Here is a 15,882-nt window from a genome sequence, read left to right as displayed (position 1 = left end):
GCTTGTCGACAAATATTAGTTGTCGGCAAGCTTTTTTTGGGTTGGATAGATGCCGCTTCTAAAAGTTTTTAAACATTTCTGTTATTTATAGGGTTTTCGTCACAATCTGATATGGAATTACCTTTCTTGTTCAATATTAAGTCAACAAATGTAAGGATATCGGTGTCATTTGCCCTATTCTTTTAATAAAACCCTACCTTATATCCAAATCTATTCAAGAAATCTCTGAAAATGGGTTTTCATTATAACGCACATCAAGTATGATGAAGTGTGGAATTTTTTACTTTTTTCAAATGGATGAAAACTTTTTAGCGAAAAGACAGGTATATATATAGAGAGCGTCTTTAAGGCGCTTGTCGGTTCGCGGGGTAGGAGGCTCTTAACCATTGGAGCAACATGAGATTGTTAGACGAGCACTTGCCGGGGATCGAGAAGCTTTTGAATTATTGTATGAGTTAAAAGCAGAACAAGCTCTTCGCACAGCAATAGCGATAACTAGAAATAGAGAAATAGCAAAAGATGCTGTACAGGAAACATTTATTCGGGTGTATCAAGCTAGAGATCAATACAATCAAGAGCATCCATTCGATCCGTGGTTCTATCGTATCTTGATTAATGAATGCAATCGCGTATTAAAAAAAGAAAACAAAATCATCGAGCGATTAAAGAAGATCATTTCCTTAGATACCACAGAGGAGATGACGCAACATGATTACTCTGATCTATATGAGTCTCTTCAGCAATTACCTGAAAAAAACCGAATTCCTCTTATTTTAAAATATTTAAGAGGATTCACGGAAATAGAAATAGCCGAAATAATGCAAGTAAATCAAAACACAATTAAGAGTCGTTTGTATAAAGGAAGGCAAAAATTGAAAGAAATAATAGAGAAGGGAGATCAAAATTGATGCAGGACTTGGATGACAAGCTAAAAAAAACATTAAATGACCATACAAAAGTAACGACACACGAACTTGAAGAAATGTACATTCATGTTGAGAAGAACTTAAATCGTAGACGAACTGAAAAGAATCAAATATCTTTTCATCTTGCTTTAAAAGTTCTGGCACCAATTCCTGTAATCGCTCTTTTCTGGTTTAGTTTAGATCAGTTATACTTTCAAGCTGAGCCTGATGAAGCTCCTTTAATGAAGGTGGATTCTGTTGAAAGAACATCGAGAGCTGAAGGAGAAGATAAGCAGCTAGTAGAGACTGAATACGTTCTTCCTTCTTTAGAAGATACAATGTATGAATGGACGAACCAAGACGGTTTGGTTCAAGAAATTAGACTCAGGGAACCTCTTGTAGAAGGGTATCCAGATGTATCTATGACCATAAAAAAAGAAGCAGAGTTATCGCCCGAAGAGGCAATGCAACATATCATGTTTGATTTAGAAGAAATGAACATTGAACGTGTTCACGCACCTGAACCGGTCTCTGAACCTCTTGATGCTATAAAACTATACGCAGACGAAGGCATGAATTGGGACGCATCCGTTTATCGCTATTATTTTGTAGATGATCTTAATGGAGGTAGCTACATTATTACACAAACCTTTTTTCTTGAAGCGTTAGATGGGCATGGGGCTAATTTTGATGATTATATTAGTGAATTTGAGATAAATAACATTAAGTAAGTTGGAGGAATATAGATATGTGCGGATTTATAGGAGAAATGATTTCGAGTAATACAACGTTCATTGAGCAAAACAAATGGGAACAAGCATTAGAAGCGATTCATCATAGAGGACCAGATTCAACCGGTACATATATGAACGACTTCGTTTCTTTTGGTTTTAAACGACTCAGCATTATTGATATAGAACATGGGCAGCAACCCTTGTCCTATCAAGATAAGTATCATATCATTTTTAATGGCGAAATTTATAACTATAAAGAGCTTCGCCAATCGTTAATTGAGGCAGGATATACATTTGAAACCCATACAGATACAGAGGTTATTGTTGCTCTTTATGCTCAAAAGGGACAAGACTGTGTGAAAGAGCTCCGAGGCATGTTTGGCTTTATGATTTGGGACGACGAAAAGCAAGAATTGTTTGCGGCACGAGATCAATTTGGAATTAAGCCTTTTTATTATGTAGAAACAAAAGAGAGGCTTGTTGCAGCATCCGAAATGAAAAGCCTTCGAATTCTTGATTCGTATGCAGGCGTTTCTGAGGAAGCAATCCAGCACTACCTAACCTACCAATATGTGCCAGAGCCATTAACACTTTCTCAGGCTGTTAAGAAGCTAGAACCAGGACATACATTAACCAAAAAGCCGAATCAGCCAGCCGTAATTAAACCATACTTTACAAAAACCTTTAACCAAGGGTCAAAGTCAGTTGATGTTTATGCCAAGCAAGTCATTAATGTGTTAAAGGACTCTGTAGCCAAACATATGCGTAGTGATGTTCCGGTGGGAGCCTTTCTTTCTAGTGGAATTGACTCAACCACAATTGTAGCCCTAGCTAAGGAACATAATCCAGGATTAAAAACGTTTACAGTAGGATTTGACCAGGAAGGCTTTAGCGAGGTAGATATAGCCTGCGATTCGGCAGCTAAATTAAATGTAGAGAACATTCATAAGCATATCTCACCTGAAGAGTTTACGCGAGAGCTGCCAAAGATTATTTGGCATATGGATGATCCCGTAGCGGATCCAGCAGCTGTGCCGCTTTATTTTGTAGCGAAAGAAGCAAGCAAACATGTCAAGGTTGTTCTCTCAGGAGAAGGTGCAGATGAGCTGTTCGGTGGCTACAACATTTACCGTGAACCAATGGCACTAAAATATTTTAATAGCTGGCCAGCTCAAGCAAAACGAATGATGAATAAATTGGCAGTAGGATTGCCTGAAGGTGTAAGAGGTCGTAACTTCCTCATCCGTGGAACAACACCGATAGAGGAACGCTATATAGGAAATGCCAAAATCTTTACAGAACAAGAGAAAAAACAAGTATTAAAGCTTTACCAAGACAATTACTCGTATACAAACCTAACTAAGAAGTTGTATCAAGAGGCGCTTGCCTATCCTGACTCAACAAAGATGCAGTATATTGACCTGCACACTTGGCTCCCGGGTGACATCTTAGTGAAGGCAGACCGTATGACCATGGCACACTCATTGGAGCTTCGTGTACCATTTCTAGATAAAGAAGTATTTGAAGTCGCAAGACACATTCCTGAGTCGGCCAAGCTAGCTAATGGAACGACCAAATATGTGCTTCGTGAAGCCATTAAGGATGTTGTACCTGACTCCATTCTTAACCGGAAAAAGCTAGGCTTTCCTGTGCCGATTCGTCACTGGCTAAAAGACGAATTGTATGATTGGGCAAAAGATATTTTGACGATTAATAAAGCTTCTACAGAGATTTTTGATCAAAAACAAGCCTTAGCTCTATTGGAAGAACATGCGACAGGCAAACGAGACAACAGTCGAAAGCTTTGGACGATTATCTGTTTCTTAATCTGGCATTCTCTTTATATCCAAAATCTAGGGAGTAGTGAGAAAGCGATTCAAGAGATCGCGGAATTGCAGAGAAGAACAAGCTAATTAAAGTTGAGCGAGTCTGAGATAGAAATGCTTTAAAGAGTCTAACAATTGTGTTGGTATCACGCATAATTGTTGGGCTCTTTTATGTTAGAACGGAGAGTTACAATTTATAGTACTGTAAACCATCAACGTAAAGAATATGTTCTCTTAAAAGACTATCAATAATTGGATAAACTTGCTAAAATATAGAAAAAAGAAGGAGGGGAAATATACTTTGTTTAAGCGTCTTAGGTCTACCGTTATTAGATATTCAATCTGTTTAATTTCTTTTTGTTTCATGGTATATATGCTCTTTAAAGATGAACCGTTTGGGCTGGACATATTGCAGGTCGGCACGCTATCATCTATTCTTTTACTAATCGTATTTGCTAATGTCTTAATCGTAGCTCTTATTGATTATGCACAAGGAAAAAGTCACTCAACATCCCCTTTGGAGGAAATCTTAACTGGAGCCTTTTTTCTTGTCTTCAGTTTGATATTGTATGTGATGAACGAGAAACAACTCATTTCTACTTCACTAGTATTTCCATTTGCGCTTTCCTTTGTATTTTTATTGAAAGGGAGCATCCGATTAATAAACGCTAGACGTAAAATGAACTTGGCAGAAGAAGAGTAGGTAAGTTAAGCAGAAGGTTTAGTTACTTAAGAGGTAACAATTATGAAGAAACTAGAGTGTAGCAACATGTTGATTTCAAAAGCAAAACCGGGTAAACGCACATAATTGTAGACCCGGTTCATTACTTATAATTCATTTAATAGCTGATATAATTTATTCTTTATAAACTGATAAGCCTCCATATTCTCCTGTTTCGCATAGAAACGCAAACCGTCTGTTGCTTTAAAGAGTAGAGTGGCATAAAGTCTTTCGTGAAAGTGTGGAATGTCTATGCCTTGTTTATTCCAAGCAGCTTTCATCTTTTCAGGAAAGTTTAATTCAGGTGCCCAGAAATGAAGTCCGGCTAAGTCAAAGACAAAATCTCCTTGCATCGACATCTCCCAATCTACAATACCTGTAACAAGTTGCCCGTCTGAGAGCATATTGCCCAAATGGAAATCCCCGTGAACTAAATAGGACTTCTGTGGAGCATAGGTGGAAAGCTCCATCATTTTAGTATAGCCATCATCAAACGCTTGCTTTTCTAGGATCTGTCCATCAAATAATTGCTTCCAATTTGCGTGAAAGCCATGATCCTCTTCCACAAAAAAGCTCTCTAATGCTTCAGACCATGTATCATATGTCGCCTGACCAGATGGCGAAATCCAGCCGAATGTATGATCAATCTCTGTTTTTACAATATCAGAATAGACGGTTGCTAAGTGCTGTAATATTGAGGCTTGAGTAGTACCATCAAATGAAGTGATAGGTTTTCCATTCGCTTTTTGGCTAAACATAAAATGTATACCGTCAAGCTCTCCTACATCTAGTACCTCTGGAATGGGTAGGGTATCCCCAAACCTTTCATAGATCATCTTGGCTTTTTTTAAGCTTTCACTCGTAAGCCGGAAGTGGGCGACATATTCTGAGTCTCCAGCCTTAAAAGTATAGACCCGACTAAGCTCTCCCATATTTAATTGTTCAATATTTGTGGCATAAGGATAATTTAAACGAATAATCCTTGAAACATTTGAATCGGATACATTCATTTTAAATGATTTCAATGAGCTCACCTCTAAGTGGGGAAAAGTTATGATTCAACACGTTTCCCATTAAGTCTTTCAATAATTTGATGTAAATCATCTGGTTTATGAAATTCAATAGGAGAGACACCTTTCTCAAATTGAATGGAATCTGCTTCTACAAGCAAAACGTATCGGCCGTTGATTTTTCCTAAATGAAGAGTCTCGCCAAAGTCTGCAAGAAGGCCTTTAATAGAGGTTTCCCCTACCTTCATCTTAAGCTCAGCTTCTGGCGTGTGCTCGACAATCTGAGCAGCTGCTTCCATTACCTGATGGGTGTCGAGCCTTTCTTGGATTTCTCTTTTTTCACTACCCTCCCAAATTTCCAGCTCATGATCAAATGTTTGACGCTCTTCGCTGTTTTCATCATAGGTTTCATAGACATGCTCCTGTACCATGCTCATCACCTGATTTTTCATAATGACAGGCATCGGTTCGCCGTATTCAACATAGCTAAGAAAATCCTCAAAATACCGAGCATGAGAGGCTTGGTGAATCTTGACCTCTGTATGCTCAATCATGCCCTCCTCAGGCATATATGGGTATTGAATGGATTTCATATTTTTTGTGGTGATCGCGTGCTCCACCTTCTGAATAAGTGAGGATTCGTCAGAAATGGAGGCTACCTTAGGTTCAAAATCACATTTCATAATAAACACCAACGAGTCATCATAGAATTTCCTTGGAACCGCTGTTGCGACAAGGAAGACACCGCCACGCACAGCACTTGTATTCAAATAAATGCGCACCAGCTGCTCACTTGCTTTATTAAAATCTTCTTTGGTTTCAGCAAAACGTGTTCTGTGCAGGAGCGCATAATTCGGATTAGAGTCGAGCGAGTGGCCGGGTTCCGTTACAAAGTGACCAATTTTGGTTGGCACCTGCTCAGATTTAGGATGATGATCAGCTTTACGCTTGACGATCTTTTTAAGCTCACCATCAAGAAAATCCTTCATTTCACTGTTTTCAAACTCATTTTTATCTAAGGTTTTAAAATGTTTAAAGCGTTTATCAGATTGGTCATCTCGACCCTCAACAGTAATCACAAAAAAAGATAGAAATTGAATTTCAAAATCCATTGGACATACTCCTCTATTTCGGTTTCAAGCAATGTTTTCAGTATAGGAGAAGAGTCATAGAGCGTCAATTGAAAATGACCCTTGCATTACGATGTACATAGTAATACAATGCAAATATAGAAAGACAAAGAAAGGAAATTGTTCATGGATAAGGAAATGATGAAGGGCAGCATTGATTTACTATTGTTAAGCTTAATTTCACAGGAAGATTTATATGGATATGAAATGGTTAAACGCTTAAAACAGCTAAGTGAAGAGGCGTATGCAATGAGTGAAGGCACTTTATACCCCGCGCTTAAACGAATGGAGAAAAAAGGCTGGATCTCGTCCTATTGGAAGGAAACCGACAATGGGCGCCGTAAGTACTATCAGATGACAGACGAAGGAGCTAAAGAGCTCGCTCGCAAGAAAAAAGACTGGGCTTTCTTGCAAACGCTTGTTGAGCGGACTGATTCTGGAGCTTCGTATGACACGTGATGTAAAAAGCTATGTTCACTCCATCGTGAAGCAAACCGATTGCACAAAGGAAGACTATGATGATCTTTTTGAGGAGCTTTTTGGTCATGTCACAATGATCCGCGACGAATATGTAGATGAGGGATACTCTCTAGAGGAGGCGACGGATAAAGCGATGAAACGATTTGGGCAGGAAGCAATCATTGGGAATGAGCTGCAACAATCGATGTTCCCTTATCGAAGAGAGTTATTGTATGTGCTGGCGATAGCGGGGTTTTTGCTGACGTTGGGCATGTATATGTATCTCCTTTTTACTATGAATGTCGCACTACCTTTTGAGCTCGGGATTGGTGTTATTAGTAACTGCTTAATCTTATTTTTTGCAATGAATACAACATTTAGAATTAATCGAAGGAGATGGTTAAATACCGCTCTTATCTTTCATTTAGCAGTTCTAGCTTATAGCTCATATTGGCCAATCAATTTGTTTTATGAAGGGCACCTTTTTTTCCCTATATTGATGATAGGAGTTGGATTTCTAAACATAGGGATTATCTTTTTAACTGCTTTAACGGGCCCTGAAGTTGGCAGGTCTGCTTTTATTCATTTAATTAATATCCCTATAGGCTTAATTCTCTCGACTAAGGCTCTAATTTTAGGTTTTGGTGGGATGGTTTTTGGGGCTTCATTCTTATATGTCATAGGAATGGGTACACCTGTTTATATTTGGGGACTTATATATGTCATTCAATACAAAGCGCTAAAAAGAGGTCGGATGCCTGTTGTAACAATTGCTTTAATTTGTTCTGTTTTAGTAGTTATTTATTCTGTTTTGTCCTTCTTTTTTATTGAGTTAACTATAGAAGGTAGAGTAGCACATTTCCTTGAAAACTTAATACATGCAAATAATTAGGAGGTGAAAAGGTGATTAGTAAACAGTTGAAGATCACTGTATTCACTAGTACGCTCCTTTTGACAAATGCAATGAGGATAATTGGTGAAGTTATTTGTTCAACTGCAACACTAAAAATGTCAGGTCAGTTTGATCAGAATAAGATAACGCTAGTCGAACGAATAGTTCCAGGAGCTTCGTATGAACCGTGACATAAAAAGCTATGTTCACTCCATCGTGAAGCAAACCGATTGCACAAAGGAAGACTATGATGATCTTTTTGAGGAGCTTTTTGGTCATGTCACAATGATCCGCGACGAATATGTAGATGAGGGATACTCTCTAGAGGAGGCGACGGATAAAGCGATGAAACGATTTGGGCAGGAAGCAATCATTGGGAATGAGCTGCAACAATCGATGTTCCCTTATCGAAGAGAGTTATTGTATGTGCTGGGGTTAGCGGGGTTTTTGCTGACGGTGGGCATGTATGTCTCTATGTTACTAACCGAACAAGTAGCATTACATATTGAACTCATTGCTGGTATGATCAGTCATTCATTTATCTTATTTTTTGCGATGAATACGATCTTCCGCGTGAATCGTAGGCGCTGGCTGAACACTGCTTTAATTATTCAATTGGCAGTATTCTCGATCCAGCTGAGTCCTGCTTCGCATTTCTTTTATTTAGGGCAATTGTATTTTTTAATTGGTCTGATTGGATTAATTTTACTGACTATATTTCTGCTTTATCGCACCGCCCTTAGTTCAACTTCCGTGAAACCTAAGTATACTAAAGTGGTTCATGCTGTAAATATTACAACCGGACTAATTATTATACCTTATTGTATATATGTAGGTTTAATTGGTTGGGGTATGGGTGGAGAGGTAGCAATCTTTTGGATGATGCAGTATTTTTCAATTTTGTGGCTTTTTTTCTATGTTGCTCAAATAAATTTATTAAGAAAATTTCCGAGAATAGTTTTGAGTAGTTTAAGCATGAGTGTTTTACTACTTCCGTATACCCTTTTTGCTTTTCTCATTCCTTCCGATTGGGGTTTTTGGTTTCTTAGATTATTTTAAGGAGAAATGATCATGAAATTGCGTTGGATGATAAGTATTTTTAGCTTTTTATTAGTGGTTACGTTAGGGTTATTTATTTGGGGGGCGAATGTAGAATCGTCGATTGACTCAGCACCTGAACTAAGAGGAGAATTTGCTCAAGGCAATGATGGCATGTATGTATTTACAGCTGAGGTAAATGGGATTGATGCACTTTATATAAGGAACGAGGGTGCAGATGTAAGTCAAATTGCTGTGGCAGAAGATGATACCGTACTCCATTCACCTGTGGTAACAAATCGAAATTCAGTTATTTATATTCAAAACAATTATGGGCTGATTGATCAGTTTCAAGCTGAAAATATAACTGTAAGTTCAGTTATTGAAGTTGATTTGTCAACAATGGAAGCGAATGTGTTGGTTGAAGGGAATGCAGCGATTCTTGAAGTCGTTTCTAGTAAAGTATCAGATCAGATTTATCTAATTGGTTCTGCTGGATTGAGCGACCCTGAGAGAAATTCAGAAGAACCACCTAATCAATTTGATCTGTATTCTTTTAATATAGATAATGAGGAACTAAACAATCTAACAGATATAGGAACTTATTCAATGATGTCACTGGTTTTGGATGATTCAGAAGAGCATGCTTTAGTTATCATGCCAGATGATTATAACAATACAACGCAAGAATCTATGTTTGAGGCAACAGAAACTGTTTATGATATTGGGTTAAATGATGAAAGTGAGATTGAAGTTGTAACAGATTCCGAAGATGAAATGCTCATAGCAGATGTTATTTGTTTGCCCAATGACCAGCTGCTTTTACAGTCAGTAATAAATAAAGATGAAGATGGAAATTACATTTACGACCTGATTTACTATGATAGAGAATCTGGAGAGGAAGGTGAACATTTAGGTATACGAGAAACGGTGTTACAGCCAACTCTAAGTTCGGATGGACAAACAATTTTATATATGAAGGAAGAAAGCGGATTTGACGGATACGAAGTAAGTGGATTTTTTGAATACTCATTAGAAAGAGGAGAAGAGCGGGAAATTAAATTACTAGAGAAAAATGAATAACAATTAGAAAAGAACCCTGATCGCTATCAGGGTTCTTTCTTATAAGCTTTCGCCCAGTCTAACGCTTCTTCTTTCGTTTGAAGTTCACCATCAAGCTGGAGACTGAAGGCTTTGATTAAAATGGTAGTGTAGATAGGACCAGGTTCGATGTGTAGCTGATGCAAGAGGTCTCGCCCACTAAGTAGGGGCTGCAACTCATCTCGAGCTTTGACGTATTCTAATATGGCTGGACCAACAGATACTCCAGGTACCAATGCTAAAAAAATCAGGCCTTCACTTGAAGCATAATGAAAGCTCTCATGCCATTCTCCTAATGTAAGGTTAGTAGAAGTGTGTTGAATTCTTAACTCTTGAACTGTGTGTAGTAAAGCTAGGTCTTTAGATGCCAGCGCAAACGTTTTTATCGCATCTACAAAATCCCCATTTGGCTGAAAGGCAAGGGCAGCAAGTAATGTGAACGGATCACCGTGATCATGCTCAACCAATTGGTGAACGTGCTCCCACTGCTGCTCACTTGGCTCCTCCTTCAATAACGTCTTCCAGACACCCAAATCATGTAACATATGCATGGATGATTCAAGCTGATCTTCTTGGTGCATTAAGTCTAATTCATGCATAATACGTGTTGTAGATAAGCCTTCTAAGGCCGTACCGGCTACTTTAGCTAATGCTTGCGTATGTGGATGAATTTGATAGGAAAAGCGCTGGGCAAAACGTACAGCACGGAAGATACGCGTTGGATCCTCAATAAAGCTTAATGGATGAAGGATACGAATTTGGCCGTTTTTTAGGTCGCGCTGACCATGAAAGTGATCAAGCAATTGTCCAAATGTCTTTGGGTGCAGACTTAAGGCCATGGCATTAATGGAAAAATCGCGTCTAGATAAATCCTCCCGTATCGTTGAAGCTGAGACCTCTGGCAAAACAGCCGGTTGCTTATAATGCTCGGATCTGGAGCTGGCGAGATCAATTTTTATTCCAGAAGTGGTTGTCCAAGTGGCTGTTCGAAATGAAGGGTGCTCCTTCACATTACCACCGTTCGTTTGAGCTTGTTCATGGGCGAAGGCAATCGCGTCTCCTTCTATGACAATATCAAGATCCTCGTTATGTCGGCTTAATAATACGTCCCGAACGCCTCCGCCAACAAGATAACTGTTTAGCTCTGATGCGGCAGCTTGTTTTCCTATTAAAACAAGCAACTCGTAATTCTCAGTGGAATAATGCTCGTGAAGTTCTTTAGCTAATGTCTGGTTCGCAAACACTTGAGCATCTGCTTCTAATTGCTTTCGAGTTCCCTCATTATGCATGATGGATAGAATATCGCTTCTTGAGACAATACCAAGCAAATCCTGATCCTCTAAAATCGGGATACGTCCAATATTAAAGGCAATCATCGTTTCTTGTATGTCATCAATGGTAGCTTCTGAATCAAGAAAAATAAGTTCTTTACTCATATATGCATGGACAGGCGCATGACCTAATCCGTAGCGCTGTGCCTTATCTAAATCACGTCTAGAGAGCATCCCGATCACTTTTCCTGAATCATCGATAACGGGCATGCCAGTGTGGCCATAACGAATTAACGTCGAGGCGGCTTCATCTATACTATCCTCTTCATAAAGCGTATGAACAGGCGAGGACATAAGAAGTCCAGCAGTTACGGCGGGTTCTATATGCTCAGTGAGGCTGTTTGAAATCTGTGCTAAAACCTCTTCATGCTTCGTCTGTTTAGCTATTGCTGCAGCTGCTTGCTTATGACCTCCGCCTCCAAAGGAAGAGAATAAAGAGGCTATATCTAGTCGGCTAGACTGACTTCTGCCTGTCAGATACGTATGCTCATTCATTTGTACAATCGAAAGCACAGCATCTACAGGAAGGATATCAATGAGTTTCTCTGTGATTGCAGCTAGACCGCTAATATACGCGTCGCATGTGCTAGAGCAAAGAGCGACATCTAACCCTTGCACTTTGATTTCTTGATACGTACCTGAAAGCTGATTAAATAGACTTTGCTGCTCAGTGGTTAACTGCTCCTCCAAAAAAGGCTTTATCACTTCAAGGTCTAGACCATTTTCATAAAGAAATGCAGCGGCCATTAAATCTCGATTGGTTGTTTGGTTATGCTGAAATGAACCTGTGTCACTATATAATCCGAGCCCCATTAATGTAGCCTGTTCAGAGGAGACTGGGAGATTATGTTCTTTAATTAATTCAATGAGTAGCGTTACACAGGCACCAACTTTTTCTTGATTGATGCGAGTGGCTTTTGAGTCAGGAGGTTGCTCATGATGGTCGTAAATGATAAGGGAGAGATTCTTAGATAGCTTCTCCTCAGGGACCCCGCATCGTTTTGTTGTGGAAGCATCAACGATCACAAGTTCGGTTACATCCTCCCAACGAATAGATGAAGCGAGCTCAATCTTCATATAATCTCGATAAAGAGAGAGGACCTTTTTAACACCTGGCTGCTGCTCATTTGGCAACACAATCCTGGCGTCCGTATGTATTAGGCTAGCTCCTAGTAAGGAGGCCAAACCATCAAAATCTATCTGTGAATGAGACGTTAGTATTTTCATAAACTGAGCTCCTTTCAGTGGTCACGCCCTTTCTATTGTAGCAAAAGACACAGCCGTTGGTCACGACTGTGTCTTAGTTAGTTTATCCATGTTGCTCAATAATCAGACCTTTCACATCTGCTGGTTGTTGATCATATGGGGATTCGGGTTCTGGGAAAGAAATAAAAAAGAGCTGGTGGTAAGCTTCATGAAGGGAGTGCTTTACTTTTTGCATTGATGAAATAGCGTCTTCATTATTGTTAACAACCTTTGTAAGAGTGGGTTTAGAGAGTACGAGTTTAAGGTCCTGAACGTTTACACCAATTGAATGAAGTAGATCTTGCTGCTCATAAAGATAACTTCTTAGTTTGGATTGGTGAGTCATGCCTAGTGATTCTAGCTTATTAACTTGGTTTATTGTCTCATTCCATGCATCTATAAAGCGTTCAAATTGTAGAATTCCTTTTTGCTTCTCGCTTATAGACGTCCAAAGGCGACGTTCCTTTGTATAGAAGGTTTGCAGAGTTCTCTTGAAGCTACTGACCCAGCTACTTCGTTCATATTCGTATAGATAATTAGCAGATTCATTTGCAGCTGACTCAGTTGTCCTTGCAGTCGGAGAAACAGGTTCAACACTTGTTACTGCACTTGGTCTGACAGCATTCTGAATACGATGTTGAAGAACCCGGTGCATCCTGAGTGAGGGTGTGGCCGTTATACGAGTCATCATTTACCTCCGTTCAGCCTTTTCATATATGTATTCCCTCAGGTAGAGTAAATAAGCTATGAAAAAAGACCCCTTTTTAGAAAGAGGTCCAAATGTATCTATTTTGCAAAAACGTGATTACCAATAACAATTGTTTGCTCACGAGTAGAAACCCATTTGCTTGTAGCTGTTTCTGGATTATAGAAATAAAGTGAGTTTTGACCTTGACCACGGAACTGAAGAGCTTCTTCAGCTGCACGATTCGATTCACTATCAGCTTTATTTGAAATGGCTCCATCAAGGACAGGAGAGAATGCGTAATGACCAGAAGCACTGCGCTCATAGACTACGTCGTTCACGCTATCGGGATACAAATCACTGTCTACTCTATTTAAAACCACTGTACCTACTGCTACCTTACCAGCATAAGACTCACCTTTTGCTTCTGCGTGAATCAGTCGGGCTAGTAGATCCTTTTCTTCATTAGATACAGAAGCTGGAATCTCAAGCTTGTCTCCTGCAACAATCGAATCTGAAGAAAGATTATTCATTCTCTTTATGGCTGCAGCCGGGATGGCGTATTGATCACTAATAGAAGAAAGTGATTCTCCTTTTTGTATCGTGTGAGTTGCTCCTGCGGCATCTGCAAGCTGTGTTAATGAAACAGTGAGTGCCAAAGCGAATAAACCTGTACAAACTTTTTTAAGCAATGATAAAACCTCCTGTTTAGAATCTGTTTACTAAACTACCAGACTTTTATGGAGAAAAGTGTACGTAAAATATACCAATTATCTAGGTGATTGTGTTTAAGTGTTGCTATGAAACGGCTATATGAGTTTTTTTACAGTTATGTAACAGAATATTAAGCTTTACGTTTATTTTGACATATTTCCTGTTTCATAGAATGTGTAATGTCGAGTTATGCTTAGAAAATAGCGGAGGGAGTGGGTTTTACAAAATTTACTTCACTTCCTATTGATGAAACTTTTACCATAGATTCATTAAAAAAAGCTGTGCTAAGATGCGAATTGTGGTTGAACAAAATACAACTCTAAGGAGGAATTCATTGTGAATTTCAAAAAATTCTTATTAACATCTGCAGCAGCAGCGACGATTACTGCCGTTGGTTTTTCTGGACAAGCCGACGCAGCGTCAGATAAACAAGTACAGGTACAAGGTCCATACGTGGTTCAGTTTGATGCAAAGGATGCCGAGCAAGCATTTAATTGTCTAGCTAAGTTTCCTGGAGCACAAGATATCAACTTTGAAGACGGTCAATGGGTGATTGATTTCATCAATCAATTTGATTTTAATCAAGCGATCCAACAACCTGAAGCAGACGTGGCAGAAGAGCCGGATGCAGAAGTTGTAGAAGAGACTGAACAAGTTGAAGAGCAGCCTGCAGAAGCGCCTCAAGCTGAAGAAGAAGCACAGCCTGAAGAAGAAGCTACTGATGTAGATGGATCATCTGAATTTTCTGCTGAAGAGCAGCAAATGATTGATTCAGTGAACCAAGAACGCGCACAGCAAGGTCTTTCTCCATTAGAAGCAGATCCAGAGCTAGCTGAAGTAGCACGTGTAAAAGCTCAAGATATGATCGATAATAACTACTTTGATCACAACTCACCTACTTATGGTTCTCCATTCCAAATGATGGACCACTTTGGTATTGAATATCGTACAGCTGGGGAAAACCTTGCTGGAAACCAAACAGTAGAAGCAGCACACCAAGCACTAATGAATTCTCAAGGACACCGTGAAAACATTCTTAAGTCTGATTACACAAACGTTGGAATTGGAATCGTTGACGGCGGCCCTTACGGAAAAATGTTTGTACAGCTTTTCAAAGGATAATCTAGCAATCAAGTAAACTATAAAAAGAGTGGACCTAGTGTCCGCTTTTTTTTGCTGTGTGGAAGTAAATAAGGGGAAAAGTCGGAATTACATCGCGAGAAGGCTGGATACATCGGAATGGGCAGAAAATACATCGCGAGAAGGCTGGATACATCGGAAGAGCAGAAAATACATCGTAATTCGTTTGCCGACAAAGAATGCAACCTAAGGTTATCAAGCGTATGCCTTAAATTATCTATTTACATACTCGTCTAATTAGATTAATATCTAATTAGATGAGGTGATAAAAAATGCAAATTAGTCGGATGGTTAATTTTCATAAGGTGATGGGAGATACAACAAGAATTCAAATTATTTCAATGCTAAAAAGAGGACCTTTACATGGTCAGGCGATTGCAGGCAAGTTAGGGTTAAAGCCGCCAACGATTTCGCATCATATGTCAAAGCTAAAGGAAATTGATGTTGTAAGGCAATCTCGGGATAAAAATACGATTTATTATCACCTGAATGAAAAAACATTACAGGCCTTGGCTATGGCTGTAACGAAGATTGGGGAGGATGAAGTGAAACAAGATTTTGTTATGGCAGAAGAAGAAAAGTCAGCTATTATCCGCAATTTTTTCACGCACACAAATCAACTAAAAACATTTCCTGCACAACGTAAGAAAAAGTTAGTGGTTCTTGAGTATATGCTAAGAGGTCTAAAAGAAGGGGAAGTTTACGAAGAGAAGGAAATCAACGAGCACATAAAACAATTCTTCGCTGACTATGCAACCATTCGAAGAGAGTGGATCATTTGTCATTTTATGAACCGTAATGATGGTGCGTATAAGCTGAACCCTAAAGAGATGTGGTTACTATAAAAAGAGGGATAAAAGTCAATTCATTGTCAGTCTGCCTCGTGCTGTCCTTTCCTATCACTTGCTATGTGCAGGAAAGTTTTTGAGATCCTTCGTTTGTCACCTCTCA

Annotated in this window: 16 protein-coding genes; 11 read left to right on the top strand and 5 right to left on the bottom strand. The window is 39.2% G+C overall.

Going from position 1 to position 15,882, the window contains the following annotated elements:
* Nucleotides 1-386 precede the first annotated feature (386 nt).
* The 4 genes from FN960_RS12265 to FN960_RS12250 all read left to right on the top strand — a co-directional run bounded on the left by FN960_RS12265 (nt 387) and on the right by FN960_RS12250 (nt 4,168).
* Complete coding sequence (locus FN960_RS12265) at nt 387-908, top strand: RNA polymerase sigma factor (RefSeq protein ID WP_143849026.1); 522 nt, start codon at nt 387-389, stop codon at nt 906-908.
* Nucleotides 908-1,636 carry a hypothetical protein gene (locus FN960_RS12260; protein WP_143849025.1) on the top strand — a complete coding sequence of 243 codons (729 nt, stop codon included), beginning with the start codon at nt 908-910 and terminating at the stop codon, nt 1,634-1,636. The genes FN960_RS12265 and FN960_RS12260 overlap by 1 nt, the downstream gene beginning before the upstream one ends.
* Before the next feature lie 17 nt (nt 1,637-1,653).
* Complete coding sequence (gene asnB, locus FN960_RS12255; protein WP_143849024.1) at nt 1,654-3,552, top strand: asparagine synthase (glutamine-hydrolyzing); 1,899 nt, start codon at nt 1,654-1,656, stop codon at nt 3,550-3,552.
* Nucleotides 3,553-3,766: 214 nt separating this feature from the next.
* On the top strand, nt 3,767-4,168 hold the full coding sequence (locus FN960_RS12250; protein WP_143849023.1) for a hypothetical protein: 402 nt from the start codon (nt 3,767-3,769) through the stop codon (nt 4,166-4,168).
* Nucleotides 4,169-4,293: 125 nt separating this feature from the next.
* On the opposite strand, the gene FN960_RS12245 is transcribed toward FN960_RS12250, so the two are convergent.
* Nucleotides 4,294-5,211, bottom strand: a complete 918-nt coding sequence (locus tag FN960_RS12245; RefSeq protein WP_143849022.1) for a phosphotransferase family protein — start codon at nt 5,209-5,211, stop codon at nt 4,294-4,296.
* Nucleotides 5,212-5,237: 26 nt separating this feature from the next.
* Nucleotides 5,238-6,308, bottom strand: a complete 1,071-nt coding sequence (locus FN960_RS12240; RefSeq protein WP_143849021.1) for a DUF3900 domain-containing protein — start codon at nt 6,306-6,308, stop codon at nt 5,238-5,240.
* A 144-nt stretch (nt 6,309-6,452) separates the two neighbouring features.
* Between FN960_RS12240 and FN960_RS12235 the strand changes: the two genes are divergently transcribed.
* The 5 genes from FN960_RS12235 to FN960_RS12215 are packed head-to-tail and all read left to right on the top strand — an operon-like array spanning nt 6,453 to nt 9,798.
* The gene (locus FN960_RS12235; RefSeq protein ID WP_143849020.1) at nt 6,453-6,785 is read left to right on the top strand and encodes a PadR family transcriptional regulator; all 333 of its coding nucleotides are present in this window, start codon (nt 6,453-6,455) and stop codon (nt 6,783-6,785) included.
* Nucleotides 6,775-7,677: a permease prefix domain 1-containing protein gene (locus tag FN960_RS12230; protein WP_143849019.1), complete on the top strand. Its 903-nt coding sequence runs from the start codon at nt 6,775-6,777 to the stop codon at nt 7,675-7,677. The genes FN960_RS12235 and FN960_RS12230 overlap by 11 nt, the downstream gene beginning before the upstream one ends.
* Nucleotides 7,678-7,688: 11 nt before the next feature.
* Nucleotides 7,689-7,868, top strand: coding sequence for a hypothetical protein (locus FN960_RS12225; protein ID WP_143849018.1), 180 nt, complete (start codon nt 7,689-7,691; stop codon nt 7,866-7,868).
* On the top strand, nt 7,858-8,736 hold the full coding sequence (locus FN960_RS12220; protein ID WP_143849017.1) for a permease prefix domain 1-containing protein: 879 nt from the start codon (nt 7,858-7,860) through the stop codon (nt 8,734-8,736). The genes FN960_RS12225 and FN960_RS12220 overlap by 11 nt, the downstream gene beginning before the upstream one ends.
* Before the next feature lie 12 nt (nt 8,737-8,748).
* Nucleotides 8,749-9,798, top strand: coding sequence for a hypothetical protein (locus FN960_RS12215; protein WP_143849016.1), 1,050 nt, complete (start codon nt 8,749-8,751; stop codon nt 9,796-9,798).
* 26 nt (nt 9,799-9,824) lie between these two features.
* Here FN960_RS12215 and FN960_RS12210 read toward each other — a convergent pair whose 3' ends face one another.
* From FN960_RS12210 to FN960_RS12200, 3 genes are all read right to left on the bottom strand, one after another.
* Nucleotides 9,825-12,374, bottom strand: a complete 2,550-nt coding sequence (locus tag FN960_RS12210; protein ID WP_143849015.1) for a CBS domain-containing protein — start codon at nt 12,372-12,374, stop codon at nt 9,825-9,827.
* An 82-nt stretch (nt 12,375-12,456) separates the two neighbouring features.
* Nucleotides 12,457-13,083 (bottom strand): hypothetical protein, encoded by a 627-nt coding sequence (locus FN960_RS12205; RefSeq protein ID WP_221936805.1) that lies wholly within the window; start codon nt 13,081-13,083, stop codon nt 12,457-12,459.
* 95 nt (nt 13,084-13,178) lie between these two features.
* Nucleotides 13,179-13,769 (bottom strand): cell wall hydrolase, encoded by a 591-nt coding sequence (locus tag FN960_RS12200; protein WP_143849013.1) that lies wholly within the window; start codon nt 13,767-13,769, stop codon nt 13,179-13,181.
* Between the two features lie 358 nt (nt 13,770-14,127).
* Here FN960_RS12200 and FN960_RS12195 point away from each other — a divergent pair, with 358 nt between their 5' ends.
* Together FN960_RS12195 and FN960_RS12190 are read left to right on the top strand one after the other, a co-directional pair.
* Nucleotides 14,128-14,913, top strand: a complete 786-nt coding sequence (locus tag FN960_RS12195) for a CAP domain-containing protein (protein ID WP_260681993.1) — start codon at nt 14,128-14,130, stop codon at nt 14,911-14,913.
* Between the two features lie 290 nt (nt 14,914-15,203).
* Nucleotides 15,204-15,776, top strand: a complete 573-nt coding sequence (locus FN960_RS12190; protein WP_143849012.1) for a DUF2087 domain-containing protein — start codon at nt 15,204-15,206, stop codon at nt 15,774-15,776.
* Nucleotides 15,777-15,882 lie beyond the last annotated feature (106 nt).

It is taken from the genome of Alkalicoccobacillus porphyridii (genome assembly GCF_007293315.1).
Lineage (GTDB): Bacteria > Bacillota > Bacilli > Bacillales > Bacillaceae_D > Alkalicoccobacillus > Alkalicoccobacillus porphyridii.
Note: the sequence above shows the minus strand (reverse complement) of the source record. Positions and strands in the feature narration are given on the sequence as shown.